Here is a 26,765-nt window from a genome sequence, read left to right on the forward strand (position 1 = left end):
CGGGGTCTGTACAGCCAGCGGTGTAACTCAGGTTGTGTGTGTTACCGGCGGCCGATGGAGAGTCGGCCGTCGAAGGCGATGTCGAAGGCCTGAAGTGCGGGCTTCCAGCGCATCGTCCAGCGTTTGCGTCCCTGGCCGGTGGGGTCCAGGCTCATGACGGCCAGGTAGACGCACTTGAGGGCCGCGGCCTCGTTGGGGAAGTGCCCGCGGGCCCGGACTGCCTTTCGGATCCGCGCGTTGACGGACTCGATGGCGTTCGTCGTGCAAACGACGCGCCGGATCTCGGTGTCGAACTGGAGGAAGGGCACGAACTCGGCCCAGGCGTTCTCCCAGAGCTTGACGATCGCGGGGTATTTGGCGCCCCATTCCTCGGCGAACTCCAGGAAGCGATCCTCCGCAGCGGCGGCGGTCGGGGCGGTGTAGACGGGCTTGAGCATCCGGGAGATCTTGTCCCAGTCCTGGCGGCCCGCGTAGCGGAACGAGGCCCGGATCAGGTGAACAACGCAGGTCTGGGTGACCGCCTGGGACCAGACCGTGCCGATCGCCTCGGGCAGGCCCTTGAGACCGTCGCAGACAACCATGCACACGTCCTCGACACCGCGGTTCTTGATCTCGGTCAGGACCTGGAGCCAGTACTTGGCGCCCTCGCCTCCGTCGCCGGCCCACAAGCCGAGGATGTCGCGGGTGCCGTCGACGGTGACGGCGAGCGCCACGTAGATCGGCCTGTTGGCGACCTGCCCGTCGCGGACCTTCACGTGGATGCAGTCGATGAAGATCACCGGGTAGACCGGGTCGAGCGGCCGGTTCTGCCACTCGGCCATCCCGTCCATGACCTTGTCCGTGATCGTGGAGATCGTCGACTTCGACACGCTGGCGCCGTAGACCTCGGCGAGGTGGGCCGAGATGTCACCGTGCGTCAGACCCCGCGCAGACAGCGACAACACCATCTCGTCGACACCGGTCAGCCTGCGCTGCCGCTTCTTGACGATCTGCGGCTCGAAGCTGCCCTCCCGGTCGCGCGGCACCTCGATCTCGACCGGGCCGACGTCCGTGAGCACGGTCTTGGACCGGCTCCCGTTGCGGCTGTTGCCGCTGCCCACGCCGACTCGGTCATGCTTCTCGTAGCCGAGGTGGTCAGTGATCTCGCCTTCGAGGGCGGACTCCAGCACGCGCTTGGTCAGCTGCTGCAACAGCCCGCCCTCACCGGTCAGCTGGAGCCCGCTCGCACGGGCCCGGTCGACCAACTGCCCGATCAACTGGTCATCCAGCAGGTCCGCCGCCAGCGCAGCCGGACGGACCTCTTCAACCGCCTCAGCCGAGGCAGTCACGTCGCTCATCAGGTGCTACTTCCATGATCGGGAGTTACACCGAAGACCGTACAGACCCGCCCGCGGCGGACGCCCTGAGCACACACCTCGAAGTCGGCCGCCGAGCGGCTTCTGGTCCCCAACTGGTCCGGCAAGGACGAGCCGGGGCGGCGCTCCCAAAGGAATGGATGTAGTCCCATCCCTTTCAGGGGGCCTGGTTACGGATGGGGGTGGGTGGCGAAGTAGGCCCAGTTGCCCCAGGCGTCGATGTTGCCGGTGTCAGGGTTGTTGTGGGTGTACTCGGTTGTGATGCGGTAGAGGGCGCCGTCGGCGAGGTGAGTCCAGGAGATGGGCGTGTCGATGCCGCTGTGGCTCGCGAGGTTGGTGAACCACGTGGTGACGGTGTGCCAGGCACCGTTGTCGTAGCGCTGGAGGGTGACCAGGAGGTGCTGGCCGGAGTGGTCGGGGGTGACGCGGGTGGACAGGAGCGGCTGGGGGTGGGCGCGACTGTCAGAAGGATGCAGAGATCCTCGTTCTGCGCCACGAGATCGCCGCCCTTGAACGACAGCTCGGTGAGAACAAAATGAGGTTCGCTCCGGAGACTGCGCGTTCCTCGCCTGTCTTTGGTGCCGCTGCTGGGAGTTCCTGCACCGGCTGCGGCTGCTCGTCCGCCCGGACACGGTGCTGTGCTGGCACCGTGATCTCATGCGGCAGTGCCATGCGCGCACCTGCCGGCCGAAGCGCTCGGGGCGCCCGCCCACGCTTCGCTCGATACGGGCTCCTGATCCTGCGCCTGGCACGCGAGAATCCTTCCTGGGGCTACGGCGGAGCGCACGGCGAGCTTGCCACTCTCGGTGTGAAGGTCGCCGCCTCGACCGTCTGGGAGATCCAGGGCGGAGGGCATCGATCCGGCACCGGACCGCGGCGCCACCAGTTGGGCTGACTTCCTCCGCGCCCAGGCCGGCGCGCTGATCACCTGCGACTTCATCGAGGTCGTCACCCTGACCGGCCAGCGCCAATACATCCTGGCCGTCATCGAGCACGCCACCCGCCGCGTCCGGATCCTCGGGGCCATAGCACACCCAACGGCGAACTGGCTCACGCAGGCGGTACGGAACCTGCTCATGGACCTGGAGGACGCTGGAGTCATCGTCAAATACCTGATCCGAGACCGGGACGCGAAGTTCCCCGCGCTCTTCGATCAGATCCTGGTCGATGCCGGCATCCAGGTGGTGCTGACCGGCGTCCGGATCCTGCCCGTGGGCGCGCGACGTAGGCTCCTGCGCACCCGCGTTCTCGACGGAGTCATCACCAGTACCAGTACGCTGCTTGAGCTGCGGCGATGACTTTCCGAGCCCCACAAGATTTGGATGCTGAGCCGAGGATCGGCGGCCCCCTCCAAGGGGCTCGTCGTGGCAGCGAGTTTCGGCACTCTCCCACGCCGCGAGACTGGGAGGCCTTGTATCACCCGCCACCCGGCGAGGCCGGACCTGCTGCGGTGCGGTTCAGCCGGCGTATCCGCCGAGGGTGTCCTTGAGCAGGATGAGCGCTCGCTCGGCATCAAAGAGTGCAGGTGATGCAAGCCCGTTCCAGTCGGTCAGCAGGCCCGGCCGGTCTTGCTCCAACGCTTCCGCGATCACAGCCGAACTCTCGCGGAGCAGAATCTCCAGTGGGTGACCTGCCAAGCTCTCGGAGACACGCCTCACCAGTGCCACGGACCGCTCCACCGCGGCAAGTCGGACGCCGAGCTCCGCCCGATCCACTTCCCTGGCGGGCGACTCGGCACAGGGAAGCTCCTCGTACAGGCTCTCCACCGCTGCTTCCTGTTGCTGGGAAATCGTGACACCCGGGCCGGAGACTTCCGTCTCAGAACTTCGGATGAGGGCACGGACGGTGTCGCACAGCGGCCGCGGCTGCGCGGCGAGGGCTCGGCCGCGCCAGCCCTCGGCGTACTCGGCTGGTGTGACGGTCGCCGGATACTGCGTTCCGATCCGCGTGTAGTCGACGTCGATCACCGACCAGTCCTCCGATTGCTCTCCTAGCAGCCGGACCCGGTGGTACACGTGGTCCGCTAGGAATCGCCACAGCGCCCCGTCGATGTCCTGGTCTCCCCGGGCAGGCCCCCCGCCCGTGAAGATCTCCCGTGGCTCTTGCGTGTTCCAGAAGTAGCCGAGGTCGAGGACAAACCGGCAATCACGGCAGAGCATCGCGGCCGAGTCAGACATTCCTTGCTCCCTCTCGAGATCCGTGCAACCGCGGAGCCTACTCGGCGGTGGGCGGACCCCGTGAGGGGTCCGCCCACCGCATTCAGCTCCGACTCCTTCGATCAACCTTCAGGTCAACCGACCACCGTCAGAAGCCCTCCCGCTCCATGGCGGCGAGCTTGTTCGCCCACGGGTTTGGTTGTGGGCTTGACTGCTGCGGAACCACATCGTAATTCCCCAGGTCCGCTCCCGAGGTGTCCACCACATGGACGGTCCAGTCCGCTTGCTGGACGGGATCGTAGAGCGGATTGGCCTTGCTCCGGTATCCGCGGAAGTAGGCCCGGACCCACTTGGACACCTGCCCTTCCTGGGTTCCCTCGGGTACCTGGATGTAGACGTCTCCCATCTTGGCGTCGACCTCTCTGAGCTGGCCCAGGGCCTTGCCAAGGTTGTTCTGGACGGCGCTGCTCGTTCCCGAAATGGACTTGACCTCGCGGTACATCACGGCATTGCCCTGACGGTCCTTGAAGACGATGTCAGGTGTCTTCGAGGATGTCCGGGGCACCAGCTCCGGAGACGTCCCCTCAGGGCCGCCTTCGAGCGCGCTGTTGGCGTTGATCTCAGTTAGCGGCTGGTCGTTGCCCGTGCTGCCGTCGTGCTCCGACATCAGGTCGTCGACCTGCTGCTGCGACGGCGGCGAGGAGTACTTGCCCGAGTCCCCGCTGCTACCCGTACCGCCACCACCACCGCCGTTCTGGACGGCATAGGCGATGTTGGGCGTAGCAACGGCGGCAGTCACCGTGGCGGCCCCAGTCCATGCCAGGGCTGTGCCGGCGGCCAACAAGGCCTCTCCCGGACCGAGCGCGCCGACACCGGTGGCGCACAACGCTGCCCCGGCTCCATCGGCCGCTGCTCCGAGCAGCATCTCACCCAACCCCAGTGCGGCCATGGGGCCGTTGGTCCGATCGATGACCTGCTGGGCGGTCTGCGCAACACTGGACACCGCGTTGGTGAGCGAGTCCCACCAGTCCTTACCAGACGGATCGCTTCCGGTGACGGGGTCGTTGGCGCTGTAGTCGTACCCGGAGAGCTGCGCGGGGTCGAGTGCCTCCAACTCCGGGTCGATCGAAACGAACCGGCCAGTCTGCGCGTCGTACTCTCGCGCCCCGAGGTCTTCGAGCCCGGTGGTGGTGTCGCCGACACCCCCGACGTAGCCCTTGGCGCCCAGCCAACCGCTCGGTGCGGATCCGCGAACCCCGCCGAACGGCAGGTACTGCCGACGGGTGACGGCCTGCGACTGGTAGTCGACGGCCAACAGGTCCGTGCCTTGCCGGTTGGGGATCAGGTATTGGATGTCACCGCTGCTCGAGCGCGCAGCGATGGTAGCGCCGTTGACGGAGTAGTAGCGGGTGCCGCTCAGGGCGCCCGTGGTGGTGTTTTCGACCAGTTGAGCGTCGCCGACCAGGAGCGTTGCCTGGCCCGGGTCCATCCGCAGGACCAGATTGCCTGAGGCGTCGTACACGTAGCTGGTCGTGCCGCTTCCAGTTGCGTCAGACGTGAGCTGGTTCTGGTCGTTCCAGGTCAGCGTCTGGTTCCCGAGGGATCCTCCCTGAATCGCGGTCGTGTTGCCGCTGCTGTCGTAGGTGTAGCTCGCTGTGTTCGCCGTGGCTCCGGGTCCGGAGCTGGTGGTGTTGCTCAGCGTGTGGGGCTGATCGGTACTGGAGCCGGCAGCAGGGTAGTTGTAGGTGGTGGTGGTGTCGTTGGCGATGTTGCCGCTGGTGTCGTGGGCGGTCTCGGTCTGGCGCTGTCCGTCGGCCGCGTAGGTCCACGACTGCCAGTACGGCTGCGGGCCGCCGACCGTGCTGCTGCTGCCAGGGCTGGGCGTGGCGGCGCAGTGGTCGGTGGCGGTCCAGGCCGAAGACAAGCGGGCAGCCCAGTCGTAGGTGAAGCACTGGGTGTCGGTCGTCGATCCGCCGTTCTGCGTATCAGTGACCTGGGTCAGCAGGCCAGCGCCCTTGGACAGGTTTGCGTTGCTCCAGGTGTACGAAGTGTCGTCTACCACCGTGTTGCTGGTCGAGTCGGTCGTCTTGGCATCGACGGGCTGCAGGGTCTGCGGGTCGTAGCTCAGGGTCAGGTCGACCCAGCTGGTGGAGGGACCCATGCCGTACTGCAGCGGATTCCCGTATTCGTCGTAACCAAGCGCGCTCAGGTACGTCCAGGCTGTCGTGCCTGAACTGGCCAGACTCGTGACCTGGCCGTACGTGTCGTATCCGTAGCCGATGTTCTCGCTGGGCAGGCCGGCCTCTGCGGGGTCCTGCTGCGTGGCCAGGGTACCGGTGCTCTTGTACGTGTAGGAGGTCGTGTAACCGCCGCTGGGCGCCAGTGCAGTCACACTGCTCGGGACATTGGCCAGCGTGGTGCGCTGGGCAGCCACCTCACCGAGGTTGGTGTAGGACAGCACGCTCTCGGTCACCGAGGCACTGGTGGTGCCCATCGCGTACGAGGTCGAGGAGGTGAGGTATCCCTTCTTCAGCGTGTCGTACGTCCAGGCGGTGATCTGGTTGGACGAGGCCGGAGTGACGCCGGTTCCGGTGGTGTCGTAGGCGGCCGTGCGTCGACCGTCGAGGTCGTACGTGTAGGTCGTCTTCTTGCCACGGGCGTCGGTGGTGCTGAGGATCTGGCCGGCGTTGTCGAACGCGGCCGTGCTGGTCCCGGTGTCCGGGTCGCTCGATGCGACCTGGTCGCCGAGCAGGTCGTACTGCCAGCTCCAGGTGTTGCCGCCCGGGTCGACCTGGGACGCCTTCTGGCCGCTAGAGTCGTACGTGTAGTGCGTGTCCGAATAGTCCGAGGCCGGATCGTTCACTGGGTCGGCGGGCACGCCGGCGTGGTACTGGTAGAGGTCCGTCACTTGACCCCGGGCATTGGTGATCTTGGATTCGGCCACGCCGCCGACAGGTGGGACCGTTGTCGTGAAGTTTCCCCCGAAGACTGTCGTCGTCTGCCAGGTCTGGCTGCCGAGGGCGTAGGCGGTGGCGGCCACCTCACGTCCGGCCCCGTCGTACGTAAAGCCGGTCTCGGAGGGAATCTGGCCATCCTGCGCCTGGACCAGGGTGCTGCTGGGCGCGCCGGTCGTGTAGTATGCGCCGGTGGTTTTGGCGACCCAGCCGTCGGTGTTGTAGACGGTGTCGGTGACCGTGCGGCCGCCATCGGCTGTGGCCACCTGCGACTCGCGCTGACGCAGGAGGGAGTCCAGCAGCAGCTCGCTGGTGCGGTAGCTGCCGTCGTCGTCGAGCGTCTGCGTGGTGACCACGCTCGGGGACGTCGCCGACAGCGCATAAGTGAACTTCGCGTAGGCGGAGGTGACGCCCGGCTTGAACACGGCCGTGCGGCGGCCGAGGGCATCGTACTGCTGGCTGGTGACGTAGCCCGCCGCGTCGGTCTGACTCAGCGCCAGGTCGCGCAGCGGGTCCATGGTGTGGATTGTCGTGTGCGACAGGGGGTCTGTCGTGGTGATGCTCGTGGGTTCGGCGCCTGTCGCCGGGGTGTACGCGGTGGTGGTCTTGCGCTGGTCCGCGTCCGTGCTGGTGAGCGTGCGCCCGTATTCGTCCACCGTGAGCGTCGCCGTGGTCGCCATGACCGGGGTGGCTCCGTTGTACGAGGCCGCCTGCTGCGTCGTCGTGGCGTCGCCGACGGTGGGGGCAGCACCGAGGGTGCTGGAACCGTCGTAGTAGACCTGCTTGTCCGACACGGCGTTGGCGGGCAGGGTAGGCGTGGTCGAGCAGTTCACCGAGACCGTCTTGGTCTCCGCGACCCGGTCCAGGATCCACGCAGAGCTATTGTCCGCATAACTTGTCGTGGTGCACAGATCATCGCTGCTGGTGGAGACGTCGCCGAGATCGTTCACTGCCGTCACTCGGCCGTACCCATCGTGGGTGTAGTCGATCTCGGTCTCGCGGGTCGCCCCGGAGGCAAGCGGCACATACGCCTGTACCGACGCCTGTCCTGTCAGGAACGCCTGCTGCGCCGGAAGGCCTCCGGTCAGCGCGTGCGTCGCGGTCGCGCCGGAGCTCCACGGGGCGGTGATGGTGTCGTTGACGACCTTGCCGCTGTTCAGGCCGTTGAAAAGGATCGCCTCGTAGGTCTGTCCGACGAACTCGTCGGAGTCGGTGACCGCAGGGTCGCCGCGCGAGTCCGTGATGGTGGCTGAGCGGGTCTTGCCGCCGGGGAGCGTGTCCCCGTCCATTCCGCGGAAGTAGGTGAAGTCGGTCTCTGTCGTCGGGTCGGGCGCCGTCCCGACGGACACCTTCATGCCCTGGAAGCCGCGCCACTCGTCCCACGTCCGGTTGGCGGTCGGGGTGAGCGGGTTGTCGTCGTAGTGCCAGGCAGGCGTGCCGGTCGGGGTGTAGGTGGTGACGACGGTGTCGTTGACGCCTCCCCCGGTCGGGTCCTGCTCCGTCACCGTGGTGACGATGTATTTGTTGAACCAGTCCTCCATAGGTGACGTCTGTCCCGTCGGAGTCCAGTAGTCGGGGTAGCAGAGGCTGGCGTTCTGGCTTGGGTCACTGGGTACCGAGGTGCCACAGGCCGGGGAGGAGTAGCCGACGCTAATCTTCTCGCCGGTCTCGGTGGTGACGGTGTTGAGCCGGTACCGGGTGATCGGCGGGTAGCCGTCGGTCAGGTTGACCCGGTTCGACAGCGGGGTCCCCGAGAACGTGATCGGGGGTGAGGTGATCGCCGAGGTCGAACCGCCGGCACTGGTGTCCTGCCCGGTGTGCGCGATCGTGGACAACCATAGAGACGGTGTTGTCGAGTCCCCCGTCGCCGGGAACGAGTAGGTGAAGGCCCAGGAATCGACGTTCGTCTCGGTCGTGCCGACCAGCGCCTGGGTCTGGATGCCGGTCAGCTCGTTCTCGCTCCAGAACGTGGGCGTGTTCACCGAGCAGTTGGCGCCGCTGGCGCAGTTCTGGTCATAGGGCACATCGGGCCAGTTCGATGCTGTCGACGAGGTCAACGTCGAGGTGGCGCAGCCGGTAGAGGAGGTGTTGCAGCGCCCGCTATAGGTGAACAGCACCTGGCCGGCGGGGCTGGTGGAGTACACCGACCCCGCGCGCTGCCCATACTGGATCTTCGCCAGTGCCGCGTCGCGGATGTAGGAGGTGTCCGCGGTCTTGCCCAGGTTGCGGGCGTAGTACGCGGTGGTGGGGGTGTAGAAGTAGGACATCACGTCGCCGTGGGTGTCCTTGACGTAGTCGAGCATCCACCGGTAGCCCTGCTGGCACCAGGAGCTGGCCCATGTCGCGTTGTAGCACGGCTGCCCCGACGCGGTCGCGAACACCGGCTCCGTCAGCACGGAGTTCGTCACCGCGTTGCCGGACGCCCAACCGGGCAGTTGGTTCAGCCCGAAGGTGTACTGGGTGCCGTCGTCCGTGGTGACTCGGAAGTACTCTCCGTTTTGGGCGCCGTTGTTGGCGCCGGTCAGGTATTCGACCCGCTCGTTCGCGTCGTTCTGCGCCCGGTAGACGCCCGTCGAGTCATCCTTGATCAGGGTCGTCGACGTGCCGTTGAGCGACAGGGTCAGCTGATTGTCGCTCGACCAGCAGTTGTCCCAGGTCCGGGTCGTTCCCGAAGGGTTGACGTGACACGACTGGTAGGACCGTTCGACGAAGTTGGTCGGCAACGAGAACCCATCGCCCACCACCGACGCCTGGTTGTTCGTGGAGGAGGTCAGCCCGTCTACGCTCTGCGAGTTGTACCCCAGCGAGATGTTGGGGACCAGACCACCTGGGACAGGCGGGGCCGGAAACGGGGACGTCCAGGTGAACGCGTCGGAGCTTCCCCCAGCCTGCCAGGAACCGGACGGCTTCAGCGAAGTCGCGGTGAAATCTCCGCCTCCTCCGCTGGCGCTGGAGCTGGCCGCAAGGACCATGGCAGAGGCAGCGGCCACGCTTGCGCTCGTGGCCGAAGTCGTGGCCACCTGCGCGGTCTGAACTCTGGGCGGCACGAGGTCCGCGGACAGTGTTCGCGTCTTGGTGCTGTTGCCCCCTGCCAGTGGGGTCTGCGTGCGGCAGGCCGCGAGCCGCGGTGTGGTGAGGGCGCAGGCCGGGAGTCCGACCAGGTGGAGACGTGATGCCCAATCCGCGCCGAAGGCGCGCGCGAAATCCCCGTAGTCGAGGTCAAGTCGGACCTTGCCGTGTGCGGCCTCTGGCAGCCCGGACACGGACAGCAGCACGCCACTGATGCCGAGTGCCCGCGCCGAACTCTGCGGCAGAACCCGGACAGTGGCCCCGGCCAAAGCAACCCCGGACGAGGGCGTCAGCCAAACGGGCAGGGCCCCGGCCTGCTGCCGCGGCGGGTTCGCCGAAGCCCGTGGCTGAGAAGCCTGTGCCGAGGCTGCTGTCGCGCCTGCCGCAGGGACGGTTCCCTCCCCAGCGGGCCACGTCACCTTCGGTGTTGGCGCGGTCGCGAGGCGCTTGGCCGCGTGGTAATGGGAAACCACCGGAGTGACCGGAACCGGTGCGGTCTGCACGATACCGGGTGCCTTGTGCACCGAGGCGGGCTGCGCGGCGCCGGTGAGTCCCGCAATCAGCGCCGCAGCGGCGGCAGTTGCGGTGCCCGCACGTCGCATGCGCCCTGGCGGACCGTCACCAGACCCTCTTGACAGCCGGAGACTTGCCATTCTTTTCACGTTTTGACTCCTTGTCGACCCGTGTTGATCTTGAAGCTCCGCGCGGACCCTACAGCGCGCACGAAGGGGTCGACATGGCTGATCTCGTATACGGAGATGCTCTTACCAGGCTATTGATTCGGACACATCAGTCCATCTGCTGAGCTCCAGTGACATTCCGATGATCTAGGCCCTGTTGATTGCGGGCGGCTGCGCGACGGGCCCCGTAGGTTCGGCCTAGCCGACCGGGATGGTCGGCCTATCGAAGAGAGAGCAGACGATGCAGAGACAACGCACTGGGGCCGAGCGCCGCCCGAGCCGGAGGGCCGTGGTGGCGCTGGGCGGTTTCCTTCGGAGAGGTGCTCGGCGCCATCTCGGCCCATAGCTGCTGCTCCGGAGTCCGCCGTCGGACCACGGTCCCTCGCCCACTCACGGCGCCGAGGCCGTGACTGTGACGAGGAACTCCACGTCCTCCGCGTCGACTTCCCGCCCGTAGCTGGCGCTGACCCGGGCGGCCACCTGCTCACTGGTCCGCTGGCCGTCGACCGCGCACACCGCGTGGTACAGCAGCTGCGACAGCTCCACAACCTGGCCGTCGGAACGCCGCACCGTGTAGACCGGCTCCTCGGAACCTGCCCCATGGAACCGGCCGTGCAGTTCCAACCCCGCGGTGTTCCGCGGAACACAGTCATTCGACGGCCCGGCGGTACGACGCCCGGACTCCAGCCCGTCGCCCGCCGGACCGGCCGGCGGCTCGACCGAGCGCTGCCCCGCGTGCCTGCCCACCTGTCCATCCCCTCCTGCGACCCGTCGGCTCTGCTTCGCACCGCCTGCGACGACCGGCGCGGCTCCCGGGTGCCCACGGCCCAGCTGCAGGCACCCGGGAGCCTCACCAACCCTGACTAGCAGCGGTCACCTTCGCGGCGGTCGTCCCCGTGGCGGCGGTCGCCACCGTCGTGCCGACGGTCCCGGCCGTTGTGGTTGCGGCGGTCCCCGCCGGTGTGCCGGTGGTCCCCGCCCCAACCCTCGTGGCGGTGGTCGCCGCCGCCGTGATGCTGGGGGCGCAGGACGGTGCGGTGCCGCACTTGAACCTGAGGACACCGAGGGCCTCGCGGCCGGGCAGGAGGCCAGCCTTCTGGGAGACAAGTTCGTCGACGCTGAGCATTGTCATATCTTTCCGCTTGAAATGTTGAGAGAATTACGCCGGGCTCCGTAGCCGCTGACGAGAGGGGGATGAACCGACCCCGGGGCCCGATGGCAGAAAAGCTATGACGCGGCCTTGCGGCTTTTCAAGCGGCGCCGTTTCCGCCGCTCAAAGGATTCCGCCGTTTTCGTGCAGATCACGGGGGCGTCTTTCGGGCATTCGAGCCGGTCGACGGACACAACGGCGCCGCGGGAACTCACCGTTTCTGCTCGCCCAAATTCCCCAGCGGCGTGCGTGTCGATGCGGGGACGTCGCTGTGGCCTGAGTGATGCCGTGGTGACGTGAAGGGGCAGGTGGGACGGAGGTCGAGGACGCGCAGTGCGCGCGTGAAGGAGGCGTAACTACGATAGTAGCCAAGCGTGGTGATGTCCGCGTACAACGCGGCGGCACTGAGGTGGGGGTTGTCGGCGAGGCGCTGTCTGCAGTGGGCCACGAAGGGGTCCAGCGCACCGGAGGCCTGACCGCGGGCGGCTGTGGTGCGCCGACCGCTGAGGTAGGCGCGAATGGTGGACCGGTCCCGTCCTAGATGGCGGGCGATCGCTGCGATCGTGTAACCGGACCGGGCGAGCACGTGGACTTCCCGTTCTTCTTGCTGAGTCAGCATTTCTTGTACCTTCTTACGTTCGTGCGCCCCGCCCGCTCCAGGGCATATTCGGGCATGCCGAAACAGCTGCCCATCTGAATACAGGGCGGCTGTTCCGGCTCTGCGGGGATGCGGGGATTTCCCGCCCGTCTACGGCGGCGAAGAGGCGCCGGTGTTGATGAGTCTGCGCAGCGCGGTACGTTCGGCTGGGGTCGTGGCGCCCCAGATGCCGGTGGGGGCGAGGTGGGGATTGGCCAGGGCCCAGGCCAGGCAGGGGTTCTGCTGGGGGCAGACGCGGCAGGCGAGGACGGCGGCCCGGACCTCGGAGCGGTCGTGGTTGTAGTGGGTGGGGAAGTAGTCGTCGGGGCGGGTGCGGCAGGGTTCGGTGCCGACGAAGCGCGGCAGGGGGTGGTCGGGTTCGACGATCGGCCGCGCGGGGGTGCGGGGTAGTGCAGATGGCCGGTGGCTACGGTCATGGAGGGGTGTCTCCTTGGCGTTGACGGGGCGGGACGTGGCCTGTCGCCCTGGCGCGGCGCGGAGCAGCGCGATGGCGACGTGCCCCGCTGCGCCATCCACGACCTGCGGCACCTGGCCGCGACGATCTCCATCACCAACGGCGTGCCGCTCACTGTGGTCTCCAAGACCCTGCGCCAGGCCACCCTGTCCACGACCGCGAACATCTACGCCCACACGGATGGGATTCTCGGCGGGCGCAGAGTTGCTGAGAGCCGAGGGCATCGACCCTGTGCCGAACCGCTCAGGCGTCATGTGGCCGGCATTGCTGCGCTCGCAGGCCGGGGCGATCTTGGCGGTGGACTTCATCGAGACCGTCCCTCTGACCGACCAGCGCCAGTACATCCTCGCCACTATCCATCACACTGGCAGCAGGGTCCGGATCGCCGGTACCACTGCCCATCGGACCCATGCCTGGGTCGCCGAGGTGGTGCGGAACCTGCTCGTGGACCTGGAGGACGCCCGTAAGCTCTCCACAGCCCGGTAACTGATCCGGGACAGGGACGCCAAGACCCCCGCCTTCAGGATCAGATCCTCAGAGTGCGAGGCCCGGCTGCAGTCGGCGACGCCGGACCAACCGCAGTGCCGGGCCCGATCATCCGTCCGGGTGAGCCGGGCAGGCCAACGGCGGCCGACGCCCACCAGGATGGGAGTGCACTCGGCGAACAGCACCGGCCGGAGCAGGTGACGCCCTGCATGAGGGGACGTCACCGCTCATGCCCACCCCCAGGGCAAGGGAGAGGTATGACCGAGACGATCACCGACCTTCGCCGCGTCGGGGCACACCCGGACTTCTGGTATCCGGTCTCGCTGTCCAGTAGCGTGCGCCGCGGCCGGGTGGTCCCGACCGCGTTCGCCGGTGAGCGCATCGCGGTCTACCGCACGCGCAGCGGCGCCGTCCACGCGCTGGAGGACCGCTGCGCCCACCGACAGGTGCCGCTCAGCATGGGCGCCGTGTCGGGCGAGGTGCTGCGCTGCGGCTACCACGCCTGGGCCTATCGCGGCGACGGCCGGATCTCGCAGATCCCGTACCTGTCCAAGGGAGACAGCCGACCGCCGCGCGGCGTGCGCGCCTATCCCGTCCGCGAGGCGTACGGCCTGGTGTTCGTGTTCCCCGGCGACCCGGACAAGGCCGCCGACACCCCCCTGCCGGAACTGCCCGCCTACGGCTCACCCCGATACCGCACCATGTCCTACTCCCGGACCGTGCACTGCCACTACTCCTTCATGCACGAGAACCTCCTCGACATGAACCACCAGTTCCTCCACCGGGGCGTGGTCGGGAGGCTCCGCCCTGAGTTGCTGGGCCACGAGTCCACAAAGACGTCGGTGGAGGCCAGATACCTGTTCACCCACACCGGCGGAAAACGCAACCGGGGCGCCGGCCTGCTGGCCGGCGAGGGCCTCACCGCGAGCGACTCCAGCGACGTCGTGACCATCCGCACCGAGTACCCCTACCAGACGCTGGACCTGGTCCCCAAGGGCGCCGCACGCCCGGCATTCCGCCTCTGGGTCGCCTACGTCCCCGAGGACGCCGCACAGCGCACCTGCCACGTCTACGGACTCCTGATGATCGAAAAGCCCGCGATCCCCGGCCTCCTGCCCCTGGCCAGGCCCTTGATCAGACGCTTCACCGAACGCGTCTTCGCCGAAGACCGCAAAGCCGTCGAAGCCGAGCAACGGGCTTGGGACGAACAGGGCGAGGATCGCAACCACGAAGTCTTCCCCCTTATTCTCGACGTCCGCGACGTACTGCGCACCAACGGCATCCCCTTCACCCTCCAACCCGACCCGTGCGCCACCACCCCCCAATGCGCCGGCACGGATCCGACACCCGACCAGCAGTGACCGCCCGCATCGGACGTGACACCCGGAGGCGCACCACCACGAACCGAAGCCCATGCGGCGGCGACTTCGAGAAGAGAGCGCGAGGGAGAGGCAACAGACCGGTCCCAGGTTCTCGCGCCGTCCACGTGGGTGTGGGGCCGGCGTCGAAACTTCAGGCTGAGCTGAGGAGGAGTGGCGGCAGCGGGTGCGCGATGAGCACAGGGGAGGCAGCGTCAATCCGGCCGCGACTGTCCGGCTCATCAACGCGTGGTGGGTGGCGTGGCCGGCGGCCATGGCGTCGAGCCTGGCGGTGCACGGCTCCTACGTCTTCCTGTGGTTCATCCGCGTCGTCCCCGGCCCGGTGGTGGGAGTGCTCGCCGTTCTGGTCATCCAACGGATCACCGCTCTGCAGACCTCGGCCACTTTGCCCAAGGGAGCCGGAGGTGCCAGCGCCGACGCCATCGTGGGCGCATGCAGGCGGCACGGCTTCCCCATGGCTCCGGGGCCCACGACGCGACACCGCTGGGAGACCGGGGCATCGGTCAGCGCGAACCGCGACCAAGCGCGTTCCCTCTACGCCCACCTCACCGCCCAAGCCGCCCGCCAGGCCGTCGACACCATCGACGACACGCTGGACCGGGCAGACCGCGCCGTCCTGCCGCCCGTCGTGGCGCTTCGGGCGGTGCTGCGACCACAGGACGACCACATTGCCGGGCACCGCAACCAGCTGATCGGGCTCAAACCGATTCCAGGGCAGGCGAATTGCCACCGACAGCCCACCCGGGCGCAGCAGGCTGCGACCACACTGCGACCACCAGGTACGCACACAACGACAAGGCCGTCCCCACCTCTCGGTGGAAACGGCCTCCGACCTGCGAAAACGCTGGTCGGGACGACAGGATTTGAACCTGCGACCCCTTGACCCCCAGAAATGCCGTCATGCCATCCTGCTGCAGGCAAGTTCAACGTACCTCGGGCAGCGCTCCCGACAACCGAGAGCAGTTCGGCCTCAATCGCTGCTGCTCGGTGACCTCTGGCACGGAGCAAGCTGTTGCCGATGTGTCCAGTTCGCCTCTGCTGTAGGGCGTCGACGGTTCCGACGCCGCTTCCCGGTCGCTTCAGGTCCAGGGCCGCTCCGATCGGAGCCGCCAGTACTGTTCGGCAGACTCGGCCGACGTCGGGAAGTCGGCTTGCCAGAACTCGGCCTCGAGGGCCGTGGCGCGGACGTTGCGGGCCAGTTGGGCGGGTGTGACCGCGCCGGACAGGACGACGTCAGCCCATGGCTGCCGCAGGGCCACGGCGAGCGCGACCGCGTCCGTGGTGACACCGAGGTCGTTGGCGAGGCGGCGCAGGGGAGCGGCGGTCGGCTCGTCGCTGGAGGGGTCGACCAGCCTGCCGTTGGCGAGCGCTTCTTTGACGACGACCAGGCGGCCCGACGCGTGGGCCTCGGCGAGGGCGTCGCCCGCTGAGGGCTCCAGAAGGTTCCAGGTGGTCTGGAAGCTGCGGAAGAGCGGTTCGCCGTCGACGGTGATCGCCAGCGCGGTCCTGATGGTGTCGCTCTGCCGCGGACCGCTGGTGGAGAGCCCGATCAGTACGCCGTCGGCGGCGAGTTCGGCGAGACGGTGGTGCAGGGCTTTGTCGTTCAGAGCCGGGCTGTCGGGGGTGACGGAGTGGATCTGGTAGAGGTCGAGCAGAGGACCGAGGAGCGAGCGGGTCTCGCCGACCTGACGCTCGAACGCTCTGATGCTGTGGTCCTTGACCTCGTGGGCCTTGGCGTCCATGCGCCAGTCGGCGGTGTAGGTGTAGCCCCACTTGCTGGCCACGGTGAGGTCGTGGTGGTCGGGGTTCTCGTGGAGCCAGTTGGCGAGGAACTCCTCGGCGCGCCCGTAGGAGCGGGCGGTGTCCAGATGCCGGATGCCGAGCTGGTAGGCGGTGTCGAGCAGCTCGTGGGCGCGTACTTCGAGGGCTGCGGGGGAGCGGTCGCGGGGCAGGTCGTGGGCCCGTCCGGAGGTGATGTAGGCAGGTCGGCCGACGGCGGCCAGGCCGAGACCGAGGCGGGCGGTCACTCGGCCGCATGGAGGACGGCGGCGAGCGTCTCGACGGCTGCCCCCGCGTCCTCGCCTTCGGCGCGGATGGTGACGGTGGTGCCCGCTGTCGCGCCGAGGCCCATGACGGCGAGGATGCCGGCCGGATTGACGGACTTTCCCGCATGCTCGATCAGGATGGTGCTGTTGAACCTCGCGGCGGCCTGGGCGAGCTTGCCCGCGGGTCGGGCGTGGAGGTTGGCGGGCAGGACGACCGAGGTCTCGCAGATGGCTGCGGTGCTGTCAGAACTTAGGGACATGGCGGGCCTCCTGGGCGGCGGTGGCGACAGTGGACAGGTCGGCTCCGGTCGAGGCGGTGATCGCGGCGGCAAGCGCGCCTTCCACGAACGGGGCGTCGACCAGGAGCACGTCGGGGCGGGGATGGTCCTCGAGCACGGTGCGCGCGGTGAGCACGGAACTGCCGAGGTCGGGCACGATCACGACGCCGGTCCCGTGGTCGGCCGCGCTGACCGCCTTCAGGATGAGGTCGTAGCTGGTGCCGATGCGGCCGTCCTCGGTTCCGCCCGCGACCTGGACGGGGACCGAGTCGGAACCGATCTGTGCGAGGAGGTCGCGCAGTCCGGCGGCCAGTTGGGCGCTGTGGGACACGAGTACGATGCCGACGGATTGAGTCATAACTCGGATGCTAGATTTCAGAACGCAGTTCCGCAATACCGAACAGGCGAAAAAGAGAGCGGGTGCCGCCATGGTGCAGTCGGTCCACCGGGCCGTCCGGGTCCTGCGGGAGCTGGCGACCGCCGGTCCGCGGCTGGGCGTGACCGAGCTGGCGGAGCGGATCGGGGTGGCCAAACCGACCGTGCACGCCCTGCTGCGCACCTTGGAGTCCGAGGGGTTGGTGCGGCAGGACAGGGAGACCGGCAAGTACCTGCTCGGACCCGGCCTGCTTCAGCTCGGGAATGCCTACCTGGACACCCAGGAGCTCCGCACCAGGTCAGTGACCTGGGCGGATGCGCTGGCGAGCAGAACCGGCGAGGCCGTGTGGGTGGCGGTGCTGGCCGAGGACCACGTCCTCGTGGTGCACCATGCGTTCCGCCCCGAGGGCGCGGTGCAGATCCTGGAGGTCGGCGCGACGATCCCCTGGCACACCTGCGCGCTGGGCAAGGCGATCGTCGCCTTCCTCCCGTCGGATCGGCAGGCCGCCCTGCTGGAGGGGGAGCTGCCCAGGCTGACCGGCCGCAGCGTCTCCGACCCGGCCGTGCTGGCCGAACAGCTGGAGCAGGTACGCGGCATCGGGTACGCGGTGGAGGACCAGGAGTCGGCACTGGGCGACGCCGGCATCGCCTCGCCCGTCTTCGACCGTTCCGGCGAGGCGGTCGGGGCGATCGGCGTGGTGGGCCCTGTCGAGCACGTCCTCGCGGAGGAAACCGCACGTCGCAAGCATGCCGTCGCGGTGCGTGAGGTGGCGAGGAACCTCTCCAGGGAGCTGGGCGCGGGCCGGGGAACGGCCTGGTCGGAGGCCTGACGCCACACGTCTTCGCCACGAGGCCGCATCGGGCTGCCGAGCCCGGTGCGGCCTCGTCGCATGTCGGGATCCGGATGCCGGGTGCGTCGAACCTCTTGACAGAGGCGAAAGTGCGGACTTAAGTTCCGAACACGGTTCAGGGATGACGAACACGTTTCCACGCCATTGCTCCCGGGGGACCGGCAGGCGGCCTGAGATCGCCGCACCGGGGGCCGGTCCCCCTCCCTCCCCACCACTTTCCCTTCTGGTCCGCCCCACGCGGAGGAGGTGAACGCCTCGCAGGTCCAAGGGCCGCAGGCGCACCATGAGACAGAACTCCTACCCTCAGAAGCTGTTCGCCGAGGTTCTCGGCACGGCGACCCTGGTCTTCATCGGCGTCGGCTCGGTGCCCGCCACCCTGCTGCTCGGCGGGAAGGCGCCGTTCACGATGGCCGAGCTGGGCATGATCTCGCTGGCCTTCGCGCTCGCGGTGGTCGCCCTGGTCTACTCGATCGGCCATATCTCCGGCTGCCATATCAACCCGGCGGTCACCCTCGGGCTCGCGGCGACCGGCAAGATGCCCTGGCGGGACGTCCCGGCCTACATCGCGGCCCAGGTCGTCGGTGCGGTCCTCGGAGCCGTCGCGATCATCGCGGTCCTGGGCCACAAGGCGGTCGACGTCGGCCTCGGCATCGCCTCCTACGCGCCGCACGTGAGCGCCGGCCAGGCGTTCGGCGCCGAGCTGATCGGCACCTTCCTGCTGGTCTTCGTGGTCTTCGGCGCGATCGACTCCCGGGCGCCCGGCGGCTTCGCCGGGATCGCGATCGGCTTCGCCGTCTTCGCGATCATCATCCCCGTGGCGCCCGCCAGCGGCGCCTCGATCAACCCGGCCCGCACCCTCGGTCCGATGATCGTCGGGCAGCTGGCCGGAGGCGCCGTCCACTGGAACCAGCTCCCCGTCTATCTGCTGGCCGAGCTCGCGGGCGGCGTCCTCGCCGGCTTCAGCTACCTCGCTCTCAACCACCACCGGACCGCGGCCCCCGCGCAGCAGGCGCAGTCAGCCGCCCCGTCCGCGGAGACCCCCGACATCGAGGGAGTGCTGTCGTGAAGAAGTTCCTCAACACCCCTGAGTCCGTCCTCTCCGACGCACTCGCGGGTATGGCCGCTGCTCACCTCGACCTCCACGTCGACCAGGACGCGGGCGTCATCAGACGCGCCGAGCAGACCCGGATCGGCAAGGTGGCGCTCGTCTCCGGCGGCGGCTCCGGCCACGAACCGCTGCACGGCGGCTTCGTCGGTACCGGCATGCTGGACGCCGCCTGCCCGGGTGAGGTTTTCACCTCACCCGTGCCCGACCAGATGCTCGCCGCCGCCAAGGCCGTCGACGGAGGCAACGGCGTGGTGTTCGTCGTGAAGAACTACACCGGCGACGTCCTCAACTTCCGGATGGCCGCCGAACTCGCCGCCGACGAGGGCATCGAGGTCCAGACCGTCCTGGTAGACGACGACGTCGCGGTCCAGGACTCCACCTGGACGGCCGGCCGCCGCGGCACAGGCGCCACAGTCTTCGTCGAGAAGATCGCCGGAGCGCTCGCCGAACAGGGCGCGGACCTCGCGGCCGTCGCCGCCATCGGTCGGCAGGTCAACGAGGCATCCCGGTCATTTGCCGTCGCGCTCACCGCGTGCACCACCCCCGCCAACGGCAAACCCGGCTTCGACCTGCCCGACGACGAGATCGAGATCGGCGTCGGCATCCACGGCGAACCCGGACGCCACCGTCAGAAGCTCGCCCCCGCCCGGGAGATCGTGGCCTCGACCATGGACGCCATCCTCGCCGAATCCGCCCTCGCCGACGCTGGCCAGGTCATCGTGATGGTGAACGGCCTCGGCGGGACCCCGCTGATCGAGCTGTACGTGGTGTTCAACGAGGTCGCCGCCCTCCTTGCCGCCAAGGGCGTCACCGTCGCCCGCAGTCTGGTCGGCAACTACGTCACCAGCCTGGACATGGCCGGCGCCTCGATCACGGTGTGCCGCGCCGATGCGGAGCTCCTGTCCCTGTGGGACGCTCCCGTCAACACCCCTGCCCTGCGCTGGGGCCTGTGAGACCGGGCCGTGCCCGGCGCCACGGAACGCCCTGACCAGGCCGGGCACGGCCCACCTACCGCTCCCACCGCGGACCACTCCACCGCGGACTACTCCACCCTCCACCGATCGACGACGACGAAGGAGACCCCGATGGACATCGCCCTCACCCGACACTGGGTGCAGGCCATCGCCGAGGCCATGGACGAGCACAAGGACCGGCTCACGCAACTGGACGCGGCCATCGGCGACGCCGACCACGGCGCCAACATGCACCGCGGGTTCTCCGCCGCCGCAACAGCCCTGGAGACCTTCCAGCCCGAATCCGTCGGCCAGCTCCTGACCAAGGTCGGCACCACGCTGATCTCCAGCATCGGCGGCGCCTCCGGCCCCCTGTACGGCTCCGCCTTCCGCGCCGCCGGCAAGGCCCTGACCGCCCCGGAGCCCGACGCGGCCCAGTTCCTGGTCGCGTTGCGAGCCGGACTCGCAGCGATCCAGGCCATGGGCGCCGCCGTCCCGGGCGACAAGACCATCGTGGACGCCTACGCACCCGCTCTCGACGCCTTCGCCGAGGAACTCGACTCCGGAGGCGACCTCGCCCACGCCGCCGCGCGGGCCGCCAAGGCGGCGGACGACGGCGCCCACGCCACCATCCCGCTCCAGGCCCGCAAGGGCCGCGCCTCCTATCTGGGCCCCCGCAGCATCGGCCATCAGGACCCCGGGGCCACCTCTACCGCCCTGATCTTCGAGGCCCTCGCCAAGGTGGTCACCCCCTGATGACCCCTCAGTCCTACGCCGGCCACACCGCCTCCAGCGGCATCGCGCTCGGACTGGCGCACGTCCCCGACCGCCCTGCGGCCGTTCCGTTGCCCCGCCGACGCGCCCTCGATCCTGACAAGGAGGCCGTTGACGCCTTCGACGCCGTCGCCGCCGGGCTGGCCAACCTCGCGGAAACCCTGCGCGACAGCGGCCAGCCCGAACAGGCCGACATCATGGAGGTCAACGGTTACCTCGCCCAGGACCCCGACCTGCGCGGCGCCGCACTCCGCAGAGTCGCCCACGGGGTACCCGTCGTGATCGCGGTCAAGCAGGCCGTCGAGGAGTACGCGCGCGCCATCGCCGGTCTCGACGACCCGACCCTCGCCGAACGCGCCACCGACGTAAGGCAGGTTGGCCGCCGCGTCCTCGACCACCTGCACGGGACCACCTCCGCCGCCCCCGACGGGCCGCTGGTCCTGCTCGCGGAGGAGGTCGGCGCCGCCGACCTCCTCGAACTCGGATCGGCCGTGGTCGCCGCGGCCTCGGTGCTCGGCGGCCCCAACTCCCATGCCGCCATCGTCGCCCGCTCCCTGGGCATTCCGCTTCTCCTCGGCATCGACCCCGCCTTCCTGGACCTGCCCGAGGGAACGGAGGTCGTGGTCGACGCGCACGCCGCCCGCATCGCCGTCCACCCGGACCGGGACCAACGCAGCCTGGCGCTGGCCGCCATGGACGTGGCCCGCGCCCGCCGGACCGCTCTCGCCGCCGAGCGGGCCCTGCCCTGCCAGACCCTGGACCGGCACACCGTGATCCTGCGGGCCAACATCGCCACCACCGCTGACGCCGAAGCGGCCCTGCGGTGCGGTGCGGACGGGGTCGGTCTGCTCCGCACCGAACTGCCCTTCCTGGAAGCCGTGGCGTGGCCCACCGAGGCCCAGCACGCGGCCACGCTGGTCCCGGTCCTGCGCAAGCTGCAGGGGCGCCCCGTGACGGTGCGTACCCTCGACTACGCCGACGACAAACTCCCACCCTTTCTCTCCAATGGCACGGCAGCGCGGCGGCTCGGACGGGGTCTGCCGCTGATGCTCGCCCGACCGGATGCCTTCGCCGAGCAGTTCCGCGCCATCCTGACCTCGGGTGCCGGGGCCGACGTGCGGATCCTCATCCCCATGGTCGCGTCCCTGGACGAACTCCTGTCCTGCCGCCAGATCCTGCGGGCCACCGCCGCGGGCCTGGGGGTCGCACCGCCGCCCCTCGGCGCCATGATCGAGCTCCCCGAAGCGGTTACCGTCGCCGACGAACTCGCCCGCGAGTCTGCGTTCCTCTCCATCGGCAGCAACGATCTCACCTGCAAACTCCTGGGCCTGGACCGGCGTGACCCCGCTGCGACCCCCGCGCTCACGGCACATCCCAAGGTTCTGCGCGCCATTCGCGAGGTGGTCGAGGCAGCCCACCGCCACCGCCGCCAGGTGTCCGTCTGCGGCGACGCTGCCGCTCACCCGCTCGTCACCCCGCTGCTCGTCGGTCTCGGCTGCGACATCCTTTCCGCTGCCCCGGCCGCCCTCGACGAAGTCCGCGCCCGCATCCGCCGCCTCGATGCCGAGAGCTGCGCCCAGGCCGCTCGCGACGCGGTCAACTCAGCAACTGTTGAGGATGTTTGGCAGATCATCGAGGATCGGTGCCTGCCAAGGCTGCCGTGACGGCGCTGCCCACCGGCTCCGTCGTCGGCTCGCCGGGATTGCGCCTGCTGAGAACCTCATCCGCCCTGCTCAGAGGCTGGCTGCGGTGACGGCAAGATGATCACCTGGGTTGCTGCACCTTGCCTACCTGGCCCTCTCCCACGCATTCGCCCCGCGCCATGGCCACGCTGCGGAACCTCACCATCGGCGCGCTCCGCCTCACCGACCAGCGCAACAGTGCCGTCGGCCTCCGTCGCCACGCCCACCGGGGACCCTGGCCGCGATGGCCGCGGCCGCGTCGTCAATGGCGGCTGCAGAAACGGTTCCGGCACCCTGGTCGACCTCACCGCGGCGGAGATCCGCAGGCTCTTGGCAGCCGGCTGCGCCTACGGCCCGTCTTCGCCGCGCCGCTCCACGCGCATTCACGCACTGAGCCGGTCGAGCTGGCGCCGCCGACGGCACCCCTTATGCCCATCAACACACCCATCATGATCACGGATGTTGCGACAAGCTTGCACAGGGTGAGGACGGGGGTGCAATGGCGTGACCTGCCCGAACGCTATGGGCCGTGGAAGACCGTCTACGAGCGCCATCGGCGCTGGTCGGCCGACGGAACCTGGGAGTGACTGCTCCAGCAGGTGCAGGTGCAGGTGCAGGTGCAGGCCGATGCCGCGGACGGGATCGACTGGGATGTCTCGGTTGATTCCACCTCGATTCGCGCCCATCGCCACGCGGCCGGCGCCCGGAAGACCCCACCTCCCGCCGCATCAAAAGGGGCGCCGGCGGTGACACACCAGAGCGAAAGAGCGTGGGTGAGACTGCGCGATCGCCTGGTGGAGGTGGTCCAGGAGGTGAGGCGCTCGGTCGCTCGCGCGGAGGCTTCACCACTAAGATCCACCTGAGCGCCGACGGGCGCTGCCGGGTGCTTTCACTGTTGCTGACGGCGGGCCAGCGGGCGGACTGCACGCAGTCGAGCCAGTCCTGGAGCGCATTCGGGTGCCTCGACTCGGGCCTGGCCGCCCCCGCACCACGCCGGACAGCGTCAGCGCCGACAGGGCCTATAGCAACCATCGGACCACCCGCTACCTGCGACGGCGAGGCATCCGCCACGTCATCCCCGAGAAGAGCGACCAGGCCGTGAACCGTGTACGCCGGGGCCGCGGGCAGGGGGTCGCCCGCCCCGCTTCGACAAGGACCGGTGCAAGAAGCGCAACACCGTTGAACGAGCGATCAACAAGCTCAAGAACTACCGAGCCGTGGCCACGAGGTACGACAAGCGCGCATGCGTCTACCTGGGAACCGTCACCGTCGCAGCAACCATCATCTGGCTCGGGACATGATCGGCCGGACAGAACCTTGGGGACCCCGCACCGAGGCGACGGTGACCGGTACCGGCGTTGTTCTCGTCATGGGTGGCACGGGAAGCAGAAGCGCGGTGCGGACTCGGCGCCCGGATGAATGCTGGAGAGTCAGAGGATTCCTGTCGGGGCGGAGGTAGGCTTCCTGGACACGGCCTCGTGGGAGCAGGGGTTGGCCAGCATGGGCGATGGCGAGGGCGTTCCCGGGACTGCCTGGCGAAAGGAGCAGCCGTGACGGTGCCGTTCCAAAGTCCCGGCCAGTCCCCGAGTGTGTGGGTGTTGCAGGCGATCCCCGGCCCGCTGTCCGAGGCGCTGACCAGACACGGTGGGGGCGTGCCGCACAGCGTGTTCCGCCTGGTGGAGCAGCAGTTGCAGTACCGCACTGCTGTGGAGCTGCGTGAGCGGGTCGAGCGCCGTTGGTTCAAGCTCTTCTCCAGCCTCACCGGGCCCGAGCTGGCCGAGAGGGCGGACCAGGTCGCCTGGGATCTGCTGGCTCCGGGTGACTGCCTGTCACCGAGCTGCGAGGACGGATGGCTGCGCGATGACTCCGGCTCCTGCCCGCACTGCCGCAAGGCGTCGAGTGTGTTTCACATGACCGGGGAGGACCAGAGCGACGCTCCGGCGGCGTCGCCCCAGTACGCCGCAATGATGGCAGAGGCGATGCGGGACGAGCGGCGCCGCAAGTACGGCTTGCCCCGCGGCGGGCAGAGCCGTCACGTCGTGAAGCACTTCTCCGACCACACCCCCGCGCCGTACACGCTGCGCGAAGCCGAACCCGTGCTCCCGACCGAAGAAGAAATCGATCGGGCCCGTCTCGACGAGCGGGCCCGCCAGGTCCAGCGCCTGGCCGAGGAGCGCGCGCGGGCTGACAAGAAGGTACGAGCCAAGCAGAGCCGACGAGAGGGACGATCTTGATGCGCATTCACGTCGACGAGGTGCGCCAGGTGCAGCTCGCCGACGGCTGGCACACGGTCGAGCACGGCACCTTCCGGCTGCGCCACGTCCAGCTCACTGCTGGCGTCGAGCCGCAGGATCGCAACGCCGTGGCGGACTGGCTCGAGGCCTTCACGTTCGAGACCCCCGATGGCGAGGCCCTCGCCGGCCCCTTGTCCTCGCTGCTCGCGGTCGGCTACCGAGTCCCGGAGAAGGCGCAGCTCCCTGCGCACGAGGAACTCGCCCGGCGCCTGCAAGGCCGTGTGGTCACCGTGGACGGCAGCACGACCGTGAGGTTCACGCACGCGGACCACGAGTTCGACCTCTGGCTCGGCGACTCCGGCACATGGCGGTACGTCGAATCCCCGAAGCGTCCGGACGCAGCCCCGGTGGACACCTACCTTCCCGAGCCTGACGTCCGCGCGCTCATGACCCAGATGATGGGCGACCTCAAAAGTACCTGGGGACTTGGCCGGCCACCCGCCCCTCATGACGGGCGCGACCACGATGCAGCTCCCACCGCCTGAGGCCACCCGGAGATGACCGGCGACACCAGCTTCGCAGCGCGGACCGGCCACGAGCCGCCCGAGCAGGCCCCCGAGGGCCGGGCACGGCAGGTAGCGCAGGCATGGGAGTCGGTGCTGCAGATCCGGCGCCTGGTCCAGCCCGACCACCCGGACCTGCCTGCGCCGTGGGAGCGAGCACAGCAAGTCCGCGCGGTTGCGCTCGCCTTGGAGGCGGCCGGAGTCCCGCTCTGCGCGTTCGACGGCGACGTGGTCGTCATGAGCGGCGCGGTGGTGGAGGCGGAAGCACACACTGGCACCGGGGTGACCTGGCGCTACCAGCGCGGGCAACGAGCAGCCGACGCTGGCGAAGCGGACCTGGGCACCGCCGCCGATGCCCTCAGACGAGCTGGCTGGGACGCCCTGCTCTACCGGGCGGGACGTTCGCGGTACCTGCTGGTTGAACCGGGGCGCAGCACCTGAGGGAGCGCGGGCGTGTGCCTGGCCCCGCGCCAGCGCGCGGGTATCTCATGATCGCGTCTCGTGCTCCTGCGCTTCGCGTATCTCGCGGTCTCCCGGGCCTTCGTGGCCCTTCGTCTGCTCCCGATGAGCGACCGCGAGAAGGATGTCGAGATCCTGGCTCTGCGTCACCAGCTGACGGTCCAGCAGCGGCAGCTCGGCGACGACCGTCCGAGGTTCCGGCCGGAGGACCGGGCGTTCCTGGCAGCGTTGCTGTCTGGGCTGCCGCGGCAGACCCTGCGTCGGATCCGGCTGCTGGTCAGCCCCGACACCGTCCTACGCTGGCATCGCGACCTGATCAGGCATCGACACGCTCGAGCGAGTGCCCGCCGCCGTCCGGGGCGTCCGCGCACGATCGTTTCGATCCGCCGCCTGGTCATGCGGCTGACCCGGGAGATCCCGTCCTGGGGCTACCGCCGCATCCACGGCGAACTCGCCGTCCTCGGCATCCGGGTGGCACCGTCCACCGTCTGGGAGCTCCTCAAAGCCGAGGGCATCGACCCAGCGCCGACCCGCTCGAGCATCACCTGGCCGGACTTCCTGCGCTCTCAGGCCGAGGCGATCCTGGCGATGGACTTCATCGAGACGGTCACGCTCACCGGGCAGCGCCAGTACATCCTCGCCGCCATCCACCACGCCGGCCGCAGGATCCGGATCCTCGGCACCACCGCCCACCCGACCCATGCCTGGGTCACCCAGGCGATGCGGAACCTGCTCATGGACCTGGAAGACGCCGGCCAGCTCGCCACAGTGCGGTTGCTGATCCGGGACCGGGACGCCAGGTACCCAGCCATGATGGACCAGATCCTGCAAAGTGCGGGCATCGCGTCTGTGCTGACGGGTGTGCAAGTGCCACGGATGAACGCGGTCATGGAACGCCTGGTCAGGACGCTCCGGGCCGAACTGCTCGACCGGACCCTCATCTGGAACGAAGCCCACCTGCGTCGCGTACTGCGGATCTACGAGCGGCACTACAACCAGCACCGTCCCCACCGGGCCTTGGCCGGCGCCGCACCCCTGCGAGCTCCCCGGACAGCTCGAACCACCCCAGGTCGAACGCCTGGACATACGGCGGCACGACCGA

The 26,765-nt window shown here is 68.8% G+C and carries 22 protein-coding genes and 2 pseudogenes; 15 read left to right on the top strand and 9 right to left on the bottom strand.

Going from position 1 to position 26,765, the window contains the following annotated elements; genetic code table 11:
• Positions 1–41: 41 nt before the first annotated feature.
• A complete protein-coding gene (locus TR49_RS36985; RefSeq protein WP_042390251.1) occupies positions 42–1,337 on the bottom strand; it encodes an IS256 family transposase in 1,296 nt (431 codons plus the stop codon).
• Between the two features lie 1,094 nt (positions 1,338–2,431).
• Here TR49_RS36985 and TR49_RS46920 point away from each other — a divergent pair.
• Positions 2,432–2,653 carry a hypothetical protein gene (locus TR49_RS46920; protein WP_052434946.1) on the top strand — a complete coding sequence of 74 codons (222 nt, stop codon included), beginning with the start codon at positions 2,432–2,434 and terminating at the stop codon, positions 2,651–2,653.
• 159 nt (positions 2,654–2,812) lie between these two features.
• Here the strand turns inward: TR49_RS46920 and TR49_RS36995 are convergent, their stop codons facing one another.
• From TR49_RS36995 to TR49_RS44790, 5 genes are all read right to left on the bottom strand, one after another.
• Positions 2,813–3,532: a hypothetical protein gene (locus tag TR49_RS36995; protein ID WP_042390252.1), complete on the bottom strand. Its 720-nt coding sequence runs from the start codon at positions 3,530–3,532 to the stop codon at positions 2,813–2,815.
• A 127-nt stretch (positions 3,533–3,659) separates the two neighbouring features.
• Positions 3,660–9,206 (bottom strand): RHS repeat domain-containing protein, encoded by a 5,547-nt coding sequence (locus TR49_RS37000; RefSeq protein ID WP_152627664.1) that lies wholly within the window; start codon positions 9,204–9,206, stop codon positions 3,660–3,662.
• 1,398 nt (positions 9,207–10,604) lie between these two features.
• Positions 10,605–10,784, bottom strand: a complete 180-nt coding sequence (locus tag TR49_RS37005; protein WP_152627665.1) for a hypothetical protein — start codon at positions 10,782–10,784, stop codon at positions 10,605–10,607.
• Between the two features lie 791 nt (positions 10,785–11,575).
• Entirely contained in the window at positions 11,576–11,983 is a 408-nt protein-coding gene (locus TR49_RS42160; protein ID WP_084725800.1) for a helix-turn-helix domain-containing protein, read from the bottom strand.
• A 129-nt stretch (positions 11,984–12,112) separates the two neighbouring features.
• Positions 12,113–12,538 carry a WhiB family transcriptional regulator gene (locus TR49_RS44790; RefSeq protein ID WP_174501638.1) on the bottom strand — a complete coding sequence of 142 codons (426 nt, stop codon included), beginning with the start codon at positions 12,536–12,538 and terminating at the stop codon, positions 12,113–12,115.
• Between TR49_RS44790 and TR49_RS46925 the strand changes: the two are divergent.
• The 4 genes and pseudogenes from TR49_RS46925 to TR49_RS37030 form a co-directional block, all read left to right on the top strand.
• Positions 12,518–12,598, top strand: a pseudogene (locus TR49_RS46925) (hypothetical protein); the annotation flags it as partial. The gene TR49_RS44790 and the pseudogene TR49_RS46925 sit on opposite strands and share 21 nt — an antisense overlap.
• Before the next feature lie 58 nt (positions 12,599–12,656).
• Positions 12,657–12,962: a hypothetical protein gene (locus TR49_RS44270; RefSeq protein WP_042390283.1), complete on the top strand. Its 306-nt coding sequence runs from the start codon at positions 12,657–12,659 to the stop codon at positions 12,960–12,962.
• A 257-nt stretch (positions 12,963–13,219) separates the two neighbouring features.
• A complete protein-coding gene (locus tag TR49_RS37025) occupies positions 13,220–14,323 on the top strand; it encodes a Rieske 2Fe-2S domain-containing protein (RefSeq protein ID WP_236653704.1) in 1,104 nt (367 codons plus the stop codon).
• A gap of 184 nt (positions 14,324–14,507) precedes the next feature.
• The gene (locus TR49_RS37030; protein WP_042390261.1) at positions 14,508–15,224 is read left to right on the top strand and encodes a hypothetical protein; all 717 of its coding nucleotides are present in this window, start codon (positions 14,508–14,510) and stop codon (positions 15,222–15,224) included.
• A 196-nt stretch (positions 15,225–15,420) separates the two neighbouring features.
• On the opposite strand, the gene TR49_RS37035 is transcribed toward TR49_RS37030, so the two are convergent.
• From TR49_RS37035 to dhaM, 3 genes are read right to left on the bottom strand one after another with little or no spacing between them, the layout of a single operon-like run.
• Positions 15,421–16,368, bottom strand: a complete 948-nt coding sequence (locus TR49_RS37035) for an aldo/keto reductase (RefSeq protein WP_042390263.1) — start codon at positions 16,366–16,368, stop codon at positions 15,421–15,423.
• Positions 16,365–16,646, bottom strand: coding sequence for an HPr family phosphocarrier protein (locus TR49_RS37040; RefSeq protein WP_084725801.1), 282 nt, complete (start codon positions 16,644–16,646; stop codon positions 16,365–16,367). The genes TR49_RS37035 and TR49_RS37040 overlap by 4 nt, the downstream gene beginning before the upstream one ends.
• Entirely contained in the window at positions 16,630–17,022 is a 393-nt protein-coding gene (gene dhaM, locus TR49_RS37045) for a dihydroxyacetone kinase phosphoryl donor subunit DhaM (RefSeq protein ID WP_042390264.1), read from the bottom strand. The genes TR49_RS37040 and dhaM overlap by 17 nt, the downstream gene beginning before the upstream one ends.
• 70 nt (positions 17,023–17,092) lie before the next feature.
• Between dhaM and TR49_RS37050 the strand changes: the two genes are divergently transcribed.
• The 10 genes and pseudogenes from TR49_RS37050 to TR49_RS37090 form a co-directional block, all read left to right on the top strand.
• Positions 17,093–17,869 carry an IclR family transcriptional regulator gene (locus TR49_RS37050; RefSeq protein WP_042390266.1) on the top strand — a complete coding sequence of 259 codons (777 nt, stop codon included), beginning with the start codon at positions 17,093–17,095 and terminating at the stop codon, positions 17,867–17,869.
• 304 nt (positions 17,870–18,173) lie between these two features.
• On the top strand, positions 18,174–18,956 hold the full coding sequence (locus tag TR49_RS37055) for an MIP/aquaporin family protein (RefSeq protein ID WP_042390268.1): 783 nt from the start codon (positions 18,174–18,176) through the stop codon (positions 18,954–18,956).
• Positions 18,953–19,951, top strand: coding sequence for a dihydroxyacetone kinase subunit DhaK (gene dhaK, locus TR49_RS37060; protein WP_042390270.1), 999 nt, complete (start codon positions 18,953–18,955; stop codon positions 19,949–19,951). The genes TR49_RS37055 and dhaK overlap by 4 nt, the downstream gene beginning before the upstream one ends.
• A gap of 132 nt (positions 19,952–20,083) precedes the next feature.
• On the top strand, positions 20,084–20,707 hold the full coding sequence (gene dhaL, locus TR49_RS37065) for a dihydroxyacetone kinase subunit DhaL (protein ID WP_042390271.1): 624 nt from the start codon (positions 20,084–20,086) through the stop codon (positions 20,705–20,707).
• A complete protein-coding gene (locus tag TR49_RS37070) occupies positions 20,707–22,389 on the top strand; it encodes a putative PEP-binding protein (RefSeq protein ID WP_052434950.1) in 1,683 nt (560 codons plus the stop codon). The genes dhaL and TR49_RS37070 overlap by 1 nt, the downstream gene beginning before the upstream one ends.
• A 446-nt stretch (positions 22,390–22,835) precedes the next feature.
• Positions 22,836–23,708: pseudogene (locus TR49_RS46155) on the top strand (IS5 family transposase).
• Between the two features lie 249 nt (positions 23,709–23,957).
• The gene (locus tag TR49_RS40665) at positions 23,958–24,641 is read left to right on the top strand and encodes a hypothetical protein (protein ID WP_052434951.1); all 684 of its coding nucleotides are present in this window, start codon (positions 23,958–23,960) and stop codon (positions 24,639–24,641) included.
• Entirely contained in the window at positions 24,641–25,186 is a 546-nt protein-coding gene (locus tag TR49_RS37080; protein ID WP_042390273.1) for a Rossmann-fold NAD(P)-binding domain-containing protein, read from the top strand. The genes TR49_RS40665 and TR49_RS37080 overlap by 1 nt, the downstream gene beginning before the upstream one ends.
• Before the next feature lie 12 nt (positions 25,187–25,198).
• On the top strand, positions 25,199–25,645 hold the full coding sequence (locus TR49_RS37085) for a hypothetical protein (protein ID WP_042390275.1): 447 nt from the start codon (positions 25,199–25,201) through the stop codon (positions 25,643–25,645).
• Between the two features lie 60 nt (positions 25,646–25,705).
• Positions 25,706–26,765, top strand: a 1,060-nt coding sequence (locus TR49_RS37090) for an integrase core domain-containing protein (protein WP_042390277.1), incomplete at its 3' end; no start/stop codon positions are given.

Source organism: Streptacidiphilus melanogenes (assembly GCF_000787835.1).
Taxonomy (GTDB): domain Bacteria; phylum Actinomycetota; class Actinomycetes; order Streptomycetales; family Streptomycetaceae; genus Streptacidiphilus; species Streptacidiphilus melanogenes.